Source organism: Pedobacter sp. WC2501, assembly GCF_052682415.1.
The window spans coordinates 5,111,981-5,130,676 of sequence record NZ_JBQZFI010000001.1 but is presented as its reverse complement, the minus strand read 5'-3'; the positions used below and the strand labels follow the sequence as shown (position 1 = coordinate 5,130,676).

The 18,696-nt window shown below is 38.4% G+C and carries 13 protein-coding genes; 9 read left to right on the top strand and 4 right to left on the bottom strand.

Translation table 11 applies throughout. The features are described from left to right. The first annotated feature begins 247 nt into the window (after positions 1 to 247). The 4 genes from ACUN24_RS21630 to ACUN24_RS21615 all read left to right on the top strand — a co-directional run bounded on the left by ACUN24_RS21630 (position 248) and on the right by ACUN24_RS21615 (position 7,721). Entirely contained in the window at positions 248 to 1,567 is a 1,320-nt protein-coding gene (locus ACUN24_RS21630) for an IPT/TIG domain-containing protein (protein ID WP_445564402.1), read from the top strand. Positions 1,568 to 1,621: 54 nt separating this feature from the next. Next, a complete protein-coding gene (locus tag ACUN24_RS21625) occupies positions 1,622 to 4,720 on the top strand; it encodes a SusC/RagA family TonB-linked outer membrane protein (protein WP_445564401.1) in 3,099 nt (1,032 codons plus the stop codon). Positions 4,721 to 4,731: 11 nt separating this feature from the next. Further along, positions 4,732 to 6,720, top strand: a complete 1,989-nt coding sequence (locus ACUN24_RS21620; protein ID WP_445564400.1) for a RagB/SusD family nutrient uptake outer membrane protein — start codon at positions 4,732 to 4,734, stop codon at positions 6,718 to 6,720. Between the two features lie 92 nt (positions 6,721 to 6,812). After that, positions 6,813 to 7,721, top strand: coding sequence for a BT_3044 domain-containing protein (locus ACUN24_RS21615; RefSeq protein WP_445564399.1), 909 nt, complete (start codon positions 6,813 to 6,815; stop codon positions 7,719 to 7,721). A 390-nt stretch (positions 7,722 to 8,111) separates the two neighbouring features. Here the strand turns inward: ACUN24_RS21615 and ACUN24_RS21610 are convergent, their stop codons facing one another. Then, positions 8,112 to 8,642, bottom strand: coding sequence for an OmpA family protein (locus ACUN24_RS21610; protein ID WP_445564398.1), 531 nt, complete (start codon positions 8,640 to 8,642; stop codon positions 8,112 to 8,114). Between the two features lie 179 nt (positions 8,643 to 8,821). On the opposite strand from ACUN24_RS21610, the gene ACUN24_RS21605 reads away from it, so the two are divergent. Beyond that, on the top strand, positions 8,822 to 9,592 hold the full coding sequence (locus tag ACUN24_RS21605; protein ID WP_445564397.1) for an SDR family NAD(P)-dependent oxidoreductase: 771 nt from the start codon (positions 8,822 to 8,824) through the stop codon (positions 9,590 to 9,592). 22 nt (positions 9,593 to 9,614) lie between these two features. Here ACUN24_RS21605 and ACUN24_RS21600 read toward each other — a convergent pair whose 3' ends face one another. Continuing rightward, complete coding sequence (locus ACUN24_RS21600; protein ID WP_445564396.1) at positions 9,615 to 10,313, bottom strand: NUDIX hydrolase; 699 nt, start codon at positions 10,311 to 10,313, stop codon at positions 9,615 to 9,617. A 159-nt stretch (positions 10,314 to 10,472) separates the two neighbouring features. On the opposite strand from ACUN24_RS21600, the gene ACUN24_RS21595 reads away from it, so the two are divergent. Both ACUN24_RS21595 and ACUN24_RS21590 read left to right on the top strand, forming a co-directional pair. Next, positions 10,473 to 11,534 (top strand): UDP-glucose--hexose-1-phosphate uridylyltransferase, encoded by a 1,062-nt coding sequence (locus ACUN24_RS21595; RefSeq protein ID WP_445564395.1) that lies wholly within the window; start codon positions 10,473 to 10,475, stop codon positions 11,532 to 11,534. Between the two features lie 10 nt (positions 11,535 to 11,544). Then, a complete protein-coding gene (locus ACUN24_RS21590) occupies positions 11,545 to 12,696 on the top strand; it encodes a galactokinase (RefSeq protein WP_445564394.1) in 1,152 nt (383 codons plus the stop codon). 436 nt (positions 12,697 to 13,132) lie between these two features. On the opposite strand, the gene ACUN24_RS21585 is transcribed toward ACUN24_RS21590, so the two are convergent. Further along, on the bottom strand, positions 13,133 to 13,447 hold the full coding sequence (locus tag ACUN24_RS21585; RefSeq protein WP_445564393.1) for an RNA recognition motif domain-containing protein: 315 nt from the start codon (positions 13,445 to 13,447) through the stop codon (positions 13,133 to 13,135). 191 nt (positions 13,448 to 13,638) lie between these two features. Then, positions 13,639 to 13,770: a hypothetical protein gene (locus ACUN24_RS21580; RefSeq protein ID WP_445564392.1), complete on the bottom strand. Its 132-nt coding sequence runs from the start codon at positions 13,768 to 13,770 to the stop codon at positions 13,639 to 13,641. On the opposite strand from ACUN24_RS21580, the gene ACUN24_RS21575 reads away from it, so the two are divergent. Both ACUN24_RS21575 and ACUN24_RS21570 read left to right on the top strand, forming a co-directional pair. Beyond that, entirely contained in the window at positions 13,769 to 15,649 is a 1,881-nt protein-coding gene (locus ACUN24_RS21575) for a sialate O-acetylesterase (protein WP_445564391.1), read from the top strand. The genes ACUN24_RS21580 and ACUN24_RS21575 overlap by 2 nt on opposite strands. Before the next feature lie 532 nt (positions 15,650 to 16,181). Then, entirely contained in the window at positions 16,182 to 18,692 is a 2,511-nt protein-coding gene (locus ACUN24_RS21570; protein ID WP_445564390.1) for a beta-L-arabinofuranosidase domain-containing protein, read from the top strand. Positions 18,693 to 18,696: the final 4 nt, after the last annotated feature.

The following is an 18,696-nucleotide window of genomic DNA, read 5'->3' as shown; positions in this document are numbered from 1 at the left end:
TCCACTACTGTAAGCAGATCTAAGACGTTTCAGTTTGTCAACACTTATCAGTCATTACTATAAATTCCTACAGTCCGGGAAGCTGCCGGATTAAGAGAAGAACAATGTATTAACTACACATTGTAGATGGCTGGGTTTTAATAAAACCTGGTAAGCCTGAAAGTAAGATAATGCTTTAAAACAAACTAACCTTGTCTGTTCAGTTAGGCTATATAGAACAGTCTAAATTAATTTCTAACCAAAAAGTATGATGAAAAATTACTTAAAAATGGGACGCCCATTTACAAGGATTTACATGCGCCTTATCTTCGCATGTCTTGCAACTATTACCTTATTTTTCGCTTGTAAAAAAACAAACAGCGAAACAGTAGCTGAATATGACCCAAATAAACCAATTCAAATAAGCTCTTTTACCCCCGACTCGGGAGGGATTAGAACTAAGATGGTAATAAAAGGGACTAATTTTGGTTCGAATAAAGCTAACATTAAAGTTTATTTTACCGATAATGAAAAAGATAGAGTGGCTACTGTTGTTGGTATAAACAACGAAACAATTTATTGTTTGGTACCTAAGCAAAATGGGGGCATTAACAGCATTAAAGTTGCTATTGGAACAAATATCACTTCGGCTAAAAGGAATTTCTTGTACACAGTAGCCGAAAGTGTATCGAACATTGCTGGGGTTTCGGGGGTTGCCGGTTCGATAAACGGATCGCTGTCTGATGGACGGATCCAAAGAACCTTTGGCATTGCGGCACTAGGAAATGATGAGCTGATCAGTTTTGAATCACTTTCTAGCACCGTAAGGTATATATCGGTAAACGATAACAAAATTTCTACGCTTCAAACTGGTTTCGACGGTACCCAGCCAGCATTAAATGTGGCTAAAACAAAAATGTATTCAATTGGTAAAGTTGCCCCACATAAAGTATACGTTTACGAAAAAAGTAATTTGTGGCAACCACAGATTCTTTCTGCCCAAATTCCTGCTGCTGCGGGTTTTATCTTTGCTGCTGCCTTGGATGACACTGAACAATGGCTTTATTTCAGAGATAAAAATGGTGTCTTTGGTAGATTGGAAATTGCCAAACCAACGAATGTAGAAGTGTTAAACCCAGCCTGCGGAAACGTTGGAACAACTGATTATTGTTACATGGTTTACAGTAAGCTTGATGCTTCGTTTTACTTTACTGTACAAGGTTTAAATGGCGTTTACAAGGTAAGTAAAGACGGTAAAACGGTCGAGGAATATGCTGGCTTTAATGGCTTGGGTAAATTAGATGCACCGCGTAAGGATGCCTCTTTTAATTCACCGGCAGGCATTTGCGTAGATAGTGAAGGAAACATCTATGTGTTGGATTCCAACACAAACCTGGTCCGGAAAATCAATCGTAAATCTGGCTACGTGTCTACCATTGCAGGTATTGCAGGCGTATTCGGAGGCGCTAATGGTGCTCCGCTGTTATCTAGCTTTAATTATCCTTACTGCATTCAAGCTGATGCTAATGATAACCTCTTTATCGGTGAAAGCTGGGGATGTACGATTCGTAGACTGGCAATCGAATAACACCAGAGCGGTATGCGATTTAAATTATTAATGAAATTAAGCAGAACAGAATTCATGAAAAAAATATTATATCTGATTTTAATAGGAGTATTGGCCTGTTTGAATGTTGCTGTAAAGGCACAGGATAATGCCAAAATTACAGTAATTGGTACAGTAATGGACGAAGAGGGGCAGGAGCTTCCGGGGGTGTCCATCTTTGTAAAAGGTAATACGAAAATCGGTACAACTTCCGATACCGATGGAAGGTTTAAGTTAACCAACCTGGATAAAAATGTAACCTTAACTTTTACTTACATTGGTTACGAATTATTGGAGATTACACCAAATGCCTCAAAAGATAAGCTTAAAGTGGTTTTAAAAGCTAAAGTAAGTGATTTTGACGAAGTGCAGGTAGTAAGTTTGGGCACACAACGTAAAATAACCACAACAGGTGCCATTAGTACTATAAATGTAAAAGAATTACAGGTTCCGGCAACATCTGTAAGTAACATGTTGGGCGGCCGCGTTCCCGGGATTATTGCGGTAACCCGTAGCGGAGAACCTGGAAATGATTTCTCTGAGTTTTGGGTACGTGGTATCAGTACTTTTGGCGCAAGTTCTTCTGCACTGATTTTAATTGATGGGGTAGAAGGCAATTTAAATAATATTGACCCATCAGATATTGAAAGCTTTTCGGTATTAAAGGATGCCTCGGCAACAGCCGTTTACGGAGTACGTGGTGCCAATGGTGTAGTGGTAATTACCACCAAAAGAGGTAAGGCAGGTAACTTGAAATTAAATTTTAAGTTAAATAGTACCCTGACACAATCGGCTCGTATGCCTGATTACGTAGATGCAACAGGTTATGCTCAATTAGCTAATGAAGCCAGGGTGGTACGTGGATTAAGTCCGGTTTATACCCCTACAGAACTCGAGCTTTTTAAAACTGGTTTAGATCCGGATCTTTACCCTAATACCAATTGGAGAGATGTTATCCTTAAAGATTATTCCAGGTATAACCAATATAATTTAAACATTTCCGGTGGAGGTACAAGTGCTCGCTATTATATGAGTTTGGGTTATCTCAATAAAGAGGGAATTTTCAATCAGGATCAATCAGCAAATAAATACGATGCCAATACCAATTACAATAAATATAATTTCCGTGCCAATATTGATGTTGATTTAACCAAAACAACCAAACTTGCCCTTAACCTCGATGATGCCATTACCCTGTCGAATGCGCCAGCATTTAATTCAGACAATAGCTTTTTATGGAGCTCTCAGGCCAATATCACACCAGTAAGTATTCCGCTAAGGTATTCGAACGGGCAACTTGCAGCTTTTGGAAGCAACGGTACTTCATTATCGCCTTACGCTTTATTAAACTATACCGGCTTTAAAAAAACAAACGCCAATACAGTTAATGCAAAATTAAGTTTAGAACAAGATCTGAAATTTATTACACCAGGTTTAACGGCAAGAGGTTTGTTCTCCTGGACATATTACGGTACCAATACTTCAACCCATGGAAAAATTGGTGAAGCTGCCTATAGGGCTAGCGGAAGGGCAAATGATGGTAGTCTGATTACCACCAGAACTATAGCAAGTTCTGATGCCGGTTACGGTCAAAGCTCATTAATTACCCGCCAGATGTATATCGAAGGTCAGGTAAACTACAATAAGGTGCTTAATAAAGTACATAATTTTACGGGCTTACTACATGTTTACAGGCAGGAGGATATTACCTCTTCGCTAACAGCATACGAGAGTTCGTATATGAGTATTATTCCATTACGTTACCAGGCGCTTTCGGGCCGTGCTACTTATTCTTACAAAGATACTTACCTACTTGAGGCAAATGCAGGTTATTCTGGTTCCGAAAATTTTAAACCAGGTGAACAATATGGTTTCTTCCCTGCATTATCAGCTGGTTGGATTCCCACACAATACGATTGGGTAAAAAGATCAATGCCATTTATAGATTATTTTAAAATCAGGGGATCCTGGGGTAAAGTTGGTAATGCGAAAATCACCAATGACAACAATTTATTGGTTAGGTTTCCATATCAAACCATTCTATCTACAGGTTCCAACGATTGGGGAACAACAATTATCGAGACTAAAGTAGGTACCAGTGGACTGAAATGGCAAACTTCAACCAAATACGATTTGGGTATTGACGTTAAATTCCTTAAAAACAAATTTGATTTAACCGTTGACGGGTTTTTAACAAAAGCTGATGATATTTATCAGCAAAGGGTAACTATTCCGGAAGAGGTGGGAACAGCACAAAGTCCTTACCTCAACGTGGGGTCGATGAAAAGCTGGGGTGCAGATGGTAACTTAACATATTTTCAGTCGATTGGAAAAGATGTTACCTTAAATTTGAGAGGCAACTTTACCTTCTCGCGCAATAAGGTTACCCATTGGGAGCAAACAGGTGTGAATTTTCCTTACCAATCTTATAGTGATGTACCTTATGGTGTGCAGAGAGGCTTAATTGCACTGGGTTTATTTAAAGATCAGGACGATATTGCCAATAGCCCAACACAAACTTTTATGGCTAATTACAGACCCGGAGATATTAAGTATAAAGATGTAAATGGTGATGGAGTAGTTAATACTGATGATGTTGTGCCATTAGATTATTCTAGCATACCTCGTGTAATTTATGGTTTTGCCACTTCATTAACCTGGAAAAAATGGTCTTTTAATATTTTCTTTACCGGTCAGAATCAGGTGAGTTATTTTCTTGGAGGTTCGGGTTATTATCCATTTCAGGGCGAGTCTACCGGTAATGTGCTTAGTATTGTGGGTAATCAGGCAAATCGCTGGACACCAGTTTCCTATTCGGGCACAACAAGCACCGAAAATCCAAATGCACGTTTCCCTCGCCTAACCTATGGCGAAAATGCCAATAATAATCGTTCTTCAACTTTTTGGCAGGCAGATGCTTCATTCATTAGGCTAAAAAATGCTGAGATTGCCTACCGTTGGGAGTCACCATTATTAAAACGTTATGGTATTTCTTCTGCAACATTCAGTTTTGTAGGCGATAACCTTGCCGTTTGGGATAAAGTTAAGCTTTGGGATCCAGAGCAGGCATCAAGCAACGGTGCTGTTTATCCGCTTCAAAGAATGTACACTTTGCAAATGTTTGTATCATTTTAAAACTTATTCAGATGAACTCGAAATTCAAAATATTATTCGCAATAATATGTTTGGCCTGTGTTACTTGCATTGGCTTAAATTCTTGCAAAAAAGATTACCTTAATGTTGATGAGTACCTTTACGATTTGACCAATATTGATAGCGTATTTGTTGATCAGGATAAATTATTGACCTACGTTAATGGTATTGCCTCCTATCTTCCTGATGAGGATAAATTATGGACTAATTCATGGGCACCATTTCAAGGTTCTTCTGATGAAAATTTTACTTCGTGGAATGATAGCCGCCATGCTGGCATCAAGTTGTTATTAGGTGAAATTACACCATATACCGCTAATACCTATTTTAATAATTATGCTACCTGGTATAAAGGTATCAGAAAGGCGAATACCGTGATTGCCAGAATAGATGAAACCAGAGGCCTGTCTGTCACCGGAAAGCGCCAGTATTTAGGCGAGATGTATTTTCTCAAAGGATATTTTATGTATTTATTACTTCAGCAGTATGGTCCGGCAGTAATTCCACCAGATGATCTTTTGGATATTAACAGCAATACAGATATTCTTTCGCAGGAAAGGGCTACTTTTGATGACTGTGTTAACTATGTTGTGAAAAACATGGAACTGGCAAATAGTTACCTGCCTGCTACTAAAGAGGCTCTTGCTGATATTTACAGGCCAACCTCTGGTGCAGCTTTAGCCACATTATCGCGATTACTGTTAACAGCGGCTAGCCCGATGTATAACGGCAATCAGTCGTATGCCGGCTGGACACGTGCTGACGGAAAACCATTTATTTCCCAAACCAAAGACAACAATAAATGGGGGAGAGCAGCTGCTGCCGCAAAACGGATTATGCAAACCGGTATGTATGAGCTTTATACATATCCGGCCAGTACAGATACGGAACCATTAGCCTACAATGTGCCAACGGCCGCCTATCCAAATGGAGCTGGTGGAATAGACCCTTACCGTTCGTATAAGTATACATTTATTGGCGAAGTTCCGGCTAACAGTAACCGTGAGGTAATTTGGTGTACAAGATCTAACCCTACGGGTGGAGACTCACCTTTATGGTTATCTTCTCCTGCACAGCTGGCGGGAGGTAACGGATTAAACCTTACCCAAGATTTAGTGGATGCCTATAAAATGAAAGATGGATTTGATATCAATAAATCAAGTGCTATCTTCCCTTATCCCGGGAGCAATGATGCTTACCAGCCAATTGGCACGGCAAAAACCATTTCTGACGTTCAATTGGTATCAAATACCGCTAAAATGTATAACAATAGAGAAGCACGTTTTTATGCTACCATTGGTTTTTCACATTCTTACTGGAAAGGAACTTCTTATACAGGAGCGGGGGCGTATAAAAATTTAGAAATAACTTATTATTCAAATGGTTCGGCTGCACCAACTGTAAATTATCCGAATGACTATAATCATACAGGTTATACCTGTATCAAATACAACCACCCTGTTGATAATATGCAGGCAACCGGATCTATTACGAATAAAATTTTCCCGATTTTTAGATATGCCGAAGTTTTGCTAAACTATGCCGAGGCTCTAAATGAAATGAATGGCTCTTACACTGATCCTACTACAGGGATTGTGGTTGATCGAAACCTGGAGGAAATCAAGTCAGCGTTTAACCGTGTGCGTTTTAGAGCAGGTTTGCCGGGCTTAACCAGCGAAGAATTAGTTAGCCAGGAAAGCATTAGAAACGCAATTAAATTAGAAAGAAAAGTAGAGTTTGCCTGCGAAGGTCGTCGTTATCATGATTTAAGAAGATGGATGGATGCACCTGCTGCATACAGCAAACCGGTAACCGGAATGAATATCAAAGCTACAAGCAGCCAGAGAGACAGGTATTATACCCGTACTACGCTGAGCGAAACACTCACCAACGGAGTTTGGAGCTTTAAAATGTATTTCTGGCCTATACCTAAAGATGCGATGGACAAAAACTCAAAATTGATACAAAATCCTAGCTGGTAACATCAATTGTCATGTTTAATTAATTAAAACCATATCATTCAGGTGGCTCAATCATCAATTAGAGCCCATCTGTGTGATCATAATTTATACTAATGAAGAAGCTAAAATTTATTATATTTCCGCTTATGCTTACTGCCATTTTAAGTGGCTGTAAGAAAGAGAGCAATCCGTTAGATCATGAACAATATATAAAACAAGTATATATTGTCGGATCAAACAAATCGAATAACGAAGGGCTTTCGATTGTAAAATTACCCTATTCTAAAACGGCCGATCAGGAACAGGTAACCAATGTATCTGTAGCCACTGGTGGAAGCGAAAATATTGATCGTGATATATCTGTTTCGCTTACTGAGGCAGGAACTGATCCTATCACCAGATATAATTTCCTTTATCTTTTTAGAAACGAGGATATCAAGTATCAAAAATTGAATAACAGCTTTTATAGCATGCCCAGCAAAACAGTGGGCATTAAAGCAGGCGAGGTTTATGGTACAACCGCTTTACGTGTAAAAACGGCTACTTTACATCCCGACTCTTTATATGCCGTTACAGTAAAAATAGCATCTGTATCCGACCCGAATTATATTTCGATCAGAAAAGCAGATAGTGTACTAATTGTAGGTTTATCTTTAATAAATGATTACTCGGATGTGTACCAGGCTCAGGGCAAGTATTACAAACTTGTAAATGCATTGCCGGCCGATACAGTAACTTTATCACTAACGAGAACCCTAAAAGCAATAGATTATAGCACTGTACGTTTTTACCACCTCTCTACCGAGGAAAATGTAACAAACGCGGCAGCTAATGGCATAAAAATAAGAGTTAATGATGATAATTCGCTTACCATAACACCATGGGGTAATTTAGTTATCACGGCTGGCTCAGGAATATATAATCCCATATCTAAAATTTTTACACTAACTTATAATTATACCGTTTCTGGAATAACCTATCAGTTTAAGGGTACTTTTAAGAGAAGTGCCAAGGTAACTTAATTTTTACTGCGTTATATGTTTCATTAGTAATAGATTAAAAATAAAAATAATCTTATTGCTGGTCATTCTCCAATCCTGTGCTTTATTAAATGGCACAGGATTTTGCTCTTAAACAGGCAGATGAATGTATTAGAAGACCGAAAAGGGTTAAAAACCAAAACCTTATAGCTGTAATAGCAGTCATAGAACAGAAGTGTTTTTAGTGTCGAAGCAATCTTTATAGCTAAATCACAGCAGGAAAGCTGCTTGATCGTTTCCATCGTAATTGACGAATTTTCTATTGATATGTGTTAATGATGCATATTAGAGGGCTTAAACAAGTCCGGGAGGTTGTGTAAATAAAAAAGGGCCATAGATATTAAATCATGGTCCTTTTCTATATTTTGAAAATTAGTTCTGAACTTTTATTTCAGTTCTTCTGTTCAGCATTCTACCTTCTTCGCTATTATTGCTGCTAATCGGCTCTTTCTCGCCATGACCAACAACAGTGAAATTATTTCCATTTAAACCGGCGTTTATAAAGTATGATTTTACGGCATTTGCACGGTCTACAGAAAGTTGCATGTTGTGCTCGGGTGTGCCTTCAGCAGATGAATGACCATTAAGAATAAATTTTGTATCTGGCGATTTTTTCATTTCTGCTACTGCTTTATCCAGAATTGAGAATGATGATGTTTTAAGTACAAATGAATTAAACTCAAACTGGATGTTATCTAAGTTAAAATTGGGCTTTTCAACCGGAGCAGGTGCTTCTTCTTTCTCTGGTACCGGCGCTGGTTTTTTCTCTTCTACTGGTGGTGCAGGCTTTTCAACAGGTGCTGGAGCAGGTTTTGCCGCCAGTTTTTTTGTTTTACAAGAATACATGGTTAGCGTAAACAAAGCTAGGAGCGTAGTAAATAAAAGGTTTTTGGTAATGTTCATGTTTTAAGATTAATTTAAGTTTATTGTGTGTTTGTTACCCAAACATACTAATAAATGATTACAGCTATAACGATGTTTTTTTTAAGAACTTACATTTAATGTATTAATCCTGTTAATAACTTCAGTTTTACTCAAACATATTCACATCAATTTTCCTTTATGTATTATAACATTTTACTATGGACCGTTTTGAAAACAAAATCGCTTTAATTACCGGAAGCAGTCAGGGAATTGGCGCTGCATGTGCCTTAAGGTTGGCCAAAGATGGCTGTGATATTATTTTAAATGGTCATAAATTTGATGAGCGAGGCGAAAAACTTATCACAGAAATACAGGATATGGGTAGAAAGGCAACTTTTTTGGAAGCCGATTTAAGTAAAGCCAACGCAGCCACTAAATTGGTTACCGATGCCGTAGCAGTATTTGGCCATTTAGATATCCTGGTCAACAATGCGGGTGTAGAAAAAAAAGCCAGCTTTTGGGAAGTTACAGAAGAAGATTACGACCTGATCATGAATACCAACTTAAAAGGTGTTTTTTTTAGCATCCAGTCGTTTGTAAATTATTGTAGAAAAATCAAAGTGGCCGGAACGATAATCAATATGAGTTCTGTACACGAAGAAATCGCATTTCCACATTTTGCTGCGTACTGCGCAAGTAAAGGAGGTTTAAAGATGTTAACCAGAAATCTTGCTTCAGAATTAGCCCAGTTTAATATCAGGATTAATAATGTAGCTCCCGGAGCTGTTTCAACACCGATCAATCAGGATTTATTGAACAATAAAGAACAGCTGGAAAAAGTACTTCAGAATATCCCGTTAAAACGAATGGGTAAGGTAGAAGATGTGGCCGCAGTAGTGGCATTTCTTGCTTCTGATGATGCGGCTTATGTAACCGGATCAACTTATTATGTAGATGGAGGATTAACCTATCATTATAAAGAACAATAGGCTAATCATATTATAAATTAATTTAAACCTTTAAATTTGGCATTAAGTTTAAGAAAGCCTGCGAATTGGCATTATATTTCTTCTTATCTAATTTAAAATAGAATGCGCCTTTTTTAGAACCTGTTCTGTCTTTTTCGGCCAGCTTAATTAATAAGCCTGTAGAGGTAATTTTGCGGCTAAAATTTCTGGTATCGATTTTAGTGTCGTTTACCTCCTCAAAAAGAATATGCAGTTGTGGAATCGTAAATTTTTTAGGCAGCATTTCGAATAATATTGGATGAAGTGCAGCTTTATACCTTAATTTTTTGCGCGCATCAGTAACCATTTGGTTATGGTCGAAAATAAGTTTTGGCCGGTCGTTAATCAAAAACCATTCGGCCTCATAATCGTCACTTAACTGTGCCTCATATTTGTGGATGTCAATGAGGGCAAAATAGCCAACAGAAAGCGTTCTTTCGATGGGATCGCGACTGGGCTCTCCATAAATCTGCATCTGCTCCAGGTAAACGCCTTCTAAACCTGTCATTTTTTTGAGTACCCTATTTGCTGCATCATCTGGACTTTCATCAGCGCCTACAAAACCTCCCATTAAACTCCATTTATTTATTTCGGGTTCTAAGCCCCGCTTAACCAATAGAATTTTAAGGTGTTCGCCGTCAAATCCAAACACGATGCAATCAACAGCAACAAGATAATGTGGCTGCCTAGAATATTCAATCATTTTTTATCAAGGTTTTAAAGGGCTTAATATGTTCAAATTTTCACGAAAATAAAAATTATTATTAATTGTCGTTTTGACAATTAATAATAATTTTATAATTTGGCCGACTAGATAGGAGAGCCAAGTGGCTCTCTTTTTTCTAACCAGTTGAAAAATAAAATGAACCAAACATTCGAACTTGACAGTAATCCACATACCCGGCTTAACATATTAACCGGTGAGTGGGTGTTAGTATCACCACACCGCACCAAGAGACCGTGGCAAGGTAAGGTTGAAGACATCACACCAGATAACCGCCCAGAATACGATCCTAAATGTTATTTATGCCCGGGAAACGGTAGGGCAGATGGTGACAGCAATCCAGAATATGCGGAGAGTTTTGTTTTTAATAATGATTTTGCTGCGTTGCTTGAAGACACGCCTGCCGGTGATATGAACGAAGATGATTTATTGGTAGCCAACAACCAGCGTGGGCTTTGCAAGGTCATTAGTTTTAGTCCGAAACACAACCTCACACTTCCTGAAATGAGTGTCGAAGCCATAACTGCTGTGGTAAATGTTTGGCAAAATGAATTTAATAGCCTGGCTGAAAACGATTGGATCAAATACATTCAGATTTTCGAAAACAAAGGCGAAATAATGGGTTGTAGTAATCCACACCCCCATGGACAGATCTGGTCGCAGGGCGATATCCCATTGGAAATTGCCAAAGAAACTGAGCGACAGAAAACTTATTATGCCATCCATAGAAGAAGTTTACTTGCCGATTATTTAAAGCTGGAACAAAAGAAAAACGAACGTATTATATTTGAAAATGATCATTTTGCAGTACTGGTGCCTTTTTGGGCAGTTTGGCCATACGAAACCATGATCATCAGCAAACGACATGTAAATAGCATCAAATTGTTTAGCGAAGCGGAAAAGAAATCATTAGCCGAAGCGATTAAAGTATTAACAACTAAATACGATAACCTGTTCGAAACATCTTTCCCTTACTCGGCAGGCATGCACCAGGCTCCGGTAAACAATGGTTATTACCCAGAATGGCATTGGCATATGCATTTTTATCCGCCATTATTACGCTCGGCATCAGTTAAAAAATTTATGGTCGGTTACGAGATGCTTGCCAACCCTCAACGGGATATTACCCCTGAGTTTGCCGCCAACGGTTTAAAAGAAATGTCTACAACACACTATAAAATCAGCAAGGCTGAAGACTAAAAATTTAACAATGAATGCACAACATTTAAAAAGTACGTTTAAAAGACTTTTCAATGCCGAACCCATTTTAGTGCGTTCGCCAGGAAGAATCAATATTATTGGCGAGCATACCGATTACAATGGCGGTTTTGTAATGCCTGCTGCTATAGATAAAGCTATTTATGTAGCCATATCAAAAAGAGAAGATGATGAAGTACATTTATTTTCCGAAAGTTATCAGCAATTTGATATTTCATCAATCAAAAGCCTGAAAAAATCAGAGAATAGTTGGGCCAATTACATTTTAGGTGTTGCCGATCAGTTAAAAGAAAGAGGTTACCAATTAGGAGGCTTTAACTTTTATATTGATGGTGATGTGCCTTTGGGCGCCGGTCTATCGTCGTCTGCAGCTGTAGAATGTGCTACCGGATTTGCGCTCGATCAGCTTTTTTCGCTTGATGTTCCAAAAATAGATATTGCTTTAATTGCTCAAAAGGCTGAACAGACTTTTGCCGGTGTTAACTGCGGTATTATGGATCAGTTTGCCTCTGTATTTGGTAAAAAAGACCAGGCCATCATGCTTGATTGTCGATCGATGAAACACGTTTATATCCCGTTAAAATTAGATGGTTACAAGCTTTTGCTTTTAAATACAAATGTAAAACATGCCCTTGCTGATTCGGCTTACAATAAAAGAAGAGCCCAATGCGAGCAAGGTGTAGCCTGGGTAAAAGAACATTACCCCAATGTAAATACATTACGCGATGTAGACCTTAGTATGTTAGAAGCGCATGTAAGGCCAAAAGATGAAGAAGTATTTACAAAGTGCAGCTTTGTAGTGAAAGAAATCGGGCGTTTACTAACAGCGGCAGAACAACTTGAAAACGGTAATCTGCAGGGGCTAGGGAACCTGATGTTCGAAACGCACGAAGGTTTAAGCAAAGATTATGAAGTAAGTTGTAAGGAATTGGATTTTTTGGTTGAAGCCGTTAAACCACTAGATTACGTGCTGGGTGCCAGGATGATGGGAGGTGGTTTTGGTGGTTGTACCATCAATATCGTTAAAGAAGAAAAAATTGCGGATTTAATAGAAGAGCTATCTTCAAAATATTTATTACAATTCGGGCTCAAGCTGGATGCTTATACTGTTCAAACTGATAACGGAACCAGTTTATTTAATTAAAACCTTTAATTATCATCGGCTTATTGGTTGCACTGTAAAGTGTATATTGGTAAACGATTTAGATCAACAATTAATTACTTTGACAATCTTTGTGCGTGATGCCTTTAAGATTGTCAAAGTTTTAATTGCATTATTACATAATGATTAAAGAAATAAGTCCGATTATTTACTTTGACAATCTTTGTGCGTGATGCCTGTATGATTGTCAAAGTTTTTTTAACTACCTTAATTTCTTAATGATAAATGCAAGTAGTCCGAAAGCCAGGGATTGAATTTCCGAAGAATAAGGTGTGAAAAACGTCTGTTTTCTCAGTGATTTCTACTCTGTGAACTCGGTGGTTAAAAAACAAAATTATCCTTTATCTTTCGTTGCGAGTTTTTTCACCACCATAGTAAGGTTATTCTTGAGCCTTTCAGTAAAAGCCGATTTAATACACTAGCGTTGTAACCTAGGCCTTTTACTTTTAAAAGCTGGGTTAGGTTTTGGCGTTACTGCTTTAGCGCCACTTTCCTCTTCAGATATTTTAACTGTAATGACATTACCTTTAAATGTTTCACCATTTAAGGTTGATACGATGTTTTTGGCATCGGGAAGACTATAAATTTCCAGAAAAGCGTAGCCTTTACATTTACCTGTTGCCCTGTCGCGAACAACTTTAATTGTTTCTACCCTGCCATGAAGGCTAACCAATATTGCCAAATCCATCTCTTGGATATTGTCAGGAAGGCCGCCTATGAAAATCTTAACCATTAATTTTTTTATTTGAGAGAACATTGGGATCATCATTATTAAATCCGGCGCTGTTCTTTAAGACCTGCAAAATAAGTAAAATGATGTTCTTACCCAAACTAATTTGTATGAATTTGTCCCGTTAGCCATAAATTTTATTTGCAGCAGGCTTATATATTGTTGTTAATCGGTAGAAAACGTACATTCGTTTTCTAATCATCAAAAAATAGGTTAAATATGAGCGCCCACAGGTTAATATCTATACTTCTCCTTGCATTATTACTTTGCATATCTCCTTTTACACAAGCTAAAATCTTATTGCCTTCAGTTTTTAGTAATAACATGGTTTTACAGCAGAAAACCAATGCGGCAATCTGGGGCAAAGCAGATGCAGGTAAAGCAGTTAAAGTAACGGTTTCCTGGAATAAAATTAATTATGGTGCTATTGCCGATGCTAATGGTAATTGGAAAACAAAAGTGGCAACACCAGGTTACGGAGGGCCGTATACCATAACTATATCAGATGGGGAGTTGCTGGTGCTCAGTAACGTATTAATTGGCGATGTATGGATCTGTTCCGGGCAGTCGAACATGGAAATGCCGCTGGCAGGCTGGGGCAAAATCCTCAATAGCGAAAAAGAAATTGCCGAAGCTAAATATCCCAATATCCGTTTATTGCAGACAGAACATGTTACCAGTAATTTTCCACTTAATGATGCTAAAGTGGCCAATGGTGGTTGGCAGGAATGCAGTCCAAAATATATTGCGGAGTTTTCTTCTACCGCATATTTCTTCGCCCGCGAAGTGTATGAAAAAACTAAAATCCCTATTGGCCTGATCCACACTTCATGGGGCGGTACAATTGCCGAAGCCTGGACGAGCGCCGAGTCGTTAAAAAAGATGGCAGATTTTTCTGCTGCAGTTGATAAGATACAGAAAACCGTTAAAAATCCATCAACAATTTCTTACGAGCAAAAATTGATTAATTGGGTTAAAATCACCACAGATAAAGATTCAGGTAATCAAGACGGGCAGATGAAATGGGCTTTAGAAGAAAGTGGCAATTGGAAAAATATGACTTTGCCGACCTTATGGGAGGACGCGGCACTTAAAGATTTTGATGGTGTGGTTTGGTTTACAAAAAAGGTTACCATTCCAGGAAATTGGAAAACGAACAGGGTAAAGCTTAATTTGGGGACTATTGATGATAACGATATTACTTTTATAAATGGAGTAAAAGTGGGCGAAACAGTAGGCTATAACGTTGGAAGAACATATACAATACCTGCTAATTTGCTCAAAGTAGGTGATAATACGATTACTGTCAGGGTTTTTGATAGTGGAGGAGGGGGCGGCTTATACGGTGACGCTAAAGATTTAAATTTAACAAATGGTGATGCCGGGAAAATTTCATTGGCTGGTGAATGGAAATATAAAATAGGTTTGGATTTTAAAAATATTGAGCCTAAGCCCTACGAAGAAAATGGCGCTAACCGTCCAACAGTTTTGTACAATGCTATGATTCATCCTTACCGCCAATTCTCCATTAAAGGTGCTATTTGGTATCAGGGAGAAGCTAATGCTGACAGAGCTTACCAATACCGCGAGTTATTTCCAACAATGATCAAAGATTGGCGTCAAAAATGGGGACAGGGCGATTTTCCGTTCTATTTTGTTCAGTTGGCTAATTTTATGCAGATCGATAATGTACCGACGCAATCTGCCTGGGCAGAACTTAGGGAGGCGCAGCAAAAAACACTCGCTTTGCCAAATACGGGGATGGCCACAATTATTGATATTGGTGATGCAAAAGATATCCACCCTAAAAATAAACAAGAGGTAGGTAGAAGATTGGCATTAATTGCCCTGGCTAAAACATACGGCCAAAAAGTAAATTATTCCGGCCCCGTTTATCAATCAAATAAAATTGAAGGAAAACAGATTCTTTTAACCTTCAGCAATACAGAAAATGGATTAAAAGCCGCAGATGGCGCAGCACTTACAGGTTTTGCCATCGCCGGAGCAGATAAGAAATTTCACTGGGCCAAAGCAAATATCAAGGGAAATCAGATTATCGTCAGTAGCGATCAGGTAGCAAACCCTGTTGCCGTTCGTTATGCATGGGGAAATAATCCTGTTTGTAACCTCGTTAGTAACGATGGCTTACCAGCGTCGCCATTTAGAACAGATACGTGGCTAGGAATTACCTTTGCAAAGAAATAAATAGTTGTAAAGCATTTGCGTAAAAAAATGAATTTTTCGTAAAGCAGGTTTAATGCTTTTCGGTCAGAATAGTCCTTCTTTTAGTTACTATCTTTTGTGAAGTGAGTGCTCAATGTCATTAAGTTAAGCACTGCGCAGTTGTCGGTCTGAGCGGAGTCGAAGACTCTTGATATTGATAAATCGTAAATAAATGCCCTTCGACTAAGTTATCATTGACGGACTCCAATAGAAAAGTCGTCATCTCCGAAGCACCGCGTAGTGGAGAGATCTCTCAACTATGTTATAAGAAGTCAAATTTAAAGATTTTGCTTCGCAGAGCCTTCGGGTTCTCCACTACGGTCGAAAGGACGATACTTCTAATCGAATCCGCTTTAAAATTCTCCAATCATTAATTTTTTTCTTGTGTTTTCTGAAGTTTATTACTGAAAGCAGTTTCTCTTAAGATTTCATACGTAATACATACTTACTAAATCGTTTTAATATTCGTTCATTTTTATTAGTTTTATAAAATATTATCTAACCATATCTCTTTATGAAAAGAATAATTACATCTATCTGTTTTGTGGTATCTTGTCTGTCTGTCCATACTTTACGTGCCCAAAATTTAACTGAATTTAATAAAGCGCCGTTAAAACAACAGGTTTATGTGCAATTACCAATAGGCAGTATTAAAGCAAAGGGATGGTTGTTAAAGCAGCTGGAACAACAAAGAGATGGTGCAACCGGAATGGCTGAAGTGCTGTACCCTGAAAAAGATAATCTTGGAAAAAATTCCGATTGGCTGGGAGGCGATGGAAATGGATGGGAGCGAGTACCCTATTATGTTAAAGGTTTAGTCGCATTGGCTTACACGTTAGATGATCCTATATTAAAAGCGAAAGCGCAAAAGTATATCGATTGGACTTTAAACAATCAACAAGCCAACGGATTATTTGGTCCACCGAAAATGAAAGATTGGTGGCCGCGCATGCCAATGATGTATGCTTTGCAAAGCTATTATGAAGCCACAAATGATAAAAGGGTTATTCCATTTCTCTCCAAATATTTTAAATATGAACTTGCCAATCTTGATGCCGATCCGTTAAAAGAATGGGGCAAAGCAAGGGCAGGCGATAACATGGAAATTGCCATTTGGCTTTACAATAAAACCGGTGATCAGGATTTATTAAAACTTGTAGAAAAGTTAAAGCAACAGGCATATCCCTGGATTGATATTTATAGCAATAATAAATTTTACTTTTTCGGTGACGATTTTCAACCAAAACATATGGTTAATGTGGCTCAGGCTTTAAAATTTCCTGTAGTTTATGCGCAACTTCAAGATCTTCCATCTAATCTTGAAGCACTCTCTAAAGGCATCGCACATATTATGCACGATCACGGTCAGCCCGAAGGTTTAGGTTCAGGAACTGAATTTCTGGCAGGCACAAGCAGCACAGAAGGGGTAGAAACCTGTACCGTGGTAGAATGGATGCAGAGTTTAGAAACTGCGGCAAAGGTTATTCACGATGCAAAAATTGGCGATCAGTTGGAGAAAGTGGCTTTTAATGCTTTGCCTGCGCAGTTTAGCCGGGATTTTAAAAATCACTCCTATTACACATTACCTAATCAGGTACAAAGTATTCATGGCGAGCATGGTTTTAATCAGGATTATGCTACAGGTATTGTTTCCAGTCCATATTCAGGCTATGGCTGCTGCCGATATAATATGCACATGGGCTGGCCTTATTTTGTAAAAAGTAGTGTGGTAGCTACTCCGGAGAAAGGTTTGGCAGTAATTACCTATGGCCCTATGGAAATAGAAACTGTGGTAGCAGAAAATAAAAAAATAAAAATTACCGAAGAAACCAATTACCCCTTCGAAGAACAAATCAGGTTAAAAGTAGAACTTGCCGCCAGTACATCATTTCCACTAACTTTAAGAATCCCAGCCTGGAGTGTAAAACCAGGCATCAGGTTAAATGGAGCTACATTAGAAGGCGTAAAAGCTGGAGAAATGTTTACTATAGACCGCGAATGGAAAAATCAAGATCAATTAGAACTGAATTTTCCAATGGAAATTACTACCAGGACGCAGGTAAATAATTCTTTAAGTGTAGAACGCGGACCTATTGTATATGCACTGGAAATTAAAGCGGTAAACAAGGTAACCAAAACACATCCTGTTGCTGGCTTTACAGATTACGAAATTCATCCGGAATCAGCATGGAATTATGGTTTGATGATCGATAAAAATGGTTTAAGTAAGGCTAGTGTGGTAAAATCGGAAATGCCAGAAAACCCTTTTATTGCTGCAAATGCACCGGTTAAAATAAAGGTTCGGGCAAAAAAGATTCCGTCATGGGGTTTAGGTTACAATAAAGTGTCAGCTTTTGATGTGCCCTTTAGTCCAATTGCATCAGCTGAAAAACAGGAAGAAGTTATCCTTGTACCATACGGATCTGAAAATATCCGCCTAAGCTGTTTTCCTGTAATCGGGGAGGCAAAAAAAGTAAATAAAACTTTGGTCGAAAACTTTGATCAGGGAATGGCCAGCAACTGGGTTTTTTATGGCGGTGGCTGGTTTTGGAAAGATGGACAGATGAACGCTGCATCAAATGCAGGCTCTGGCGGCTACGGAATAAAGGGATCTAAATATGTGGCCAATGGAACAGACTTTAAAGATTTTGTTTATCAGGCAGATCTTAAAATCAATACCGCAGGTGATGCTGGTTTAATGTTCAGGGTTTCTAATCCTGCTATTGGTGCCGATGCTTACCAAGGGTATTATGTTGGCTTAGATCAAATTAATAGAACTGTAATGTTTGGAAAAGCCAGCGGGCAAAAATGGACGGTAATAAGTTCAGGAAAATATCCTGTTGAAATGAACAAAACGTATACCTTAAAGATAGTGGCAAAGGCAAATAAATTTGATGTTTTTATTAATGGATCAGTTCAGCCTGTGCTTTCGGCAACAGATAATCAATACCAATCGGGGAGTATAGGATTAAGAACATATAACGCATTGGCGAGCTTCGATTCGGTAAAAATTAACACCTTTTAACATC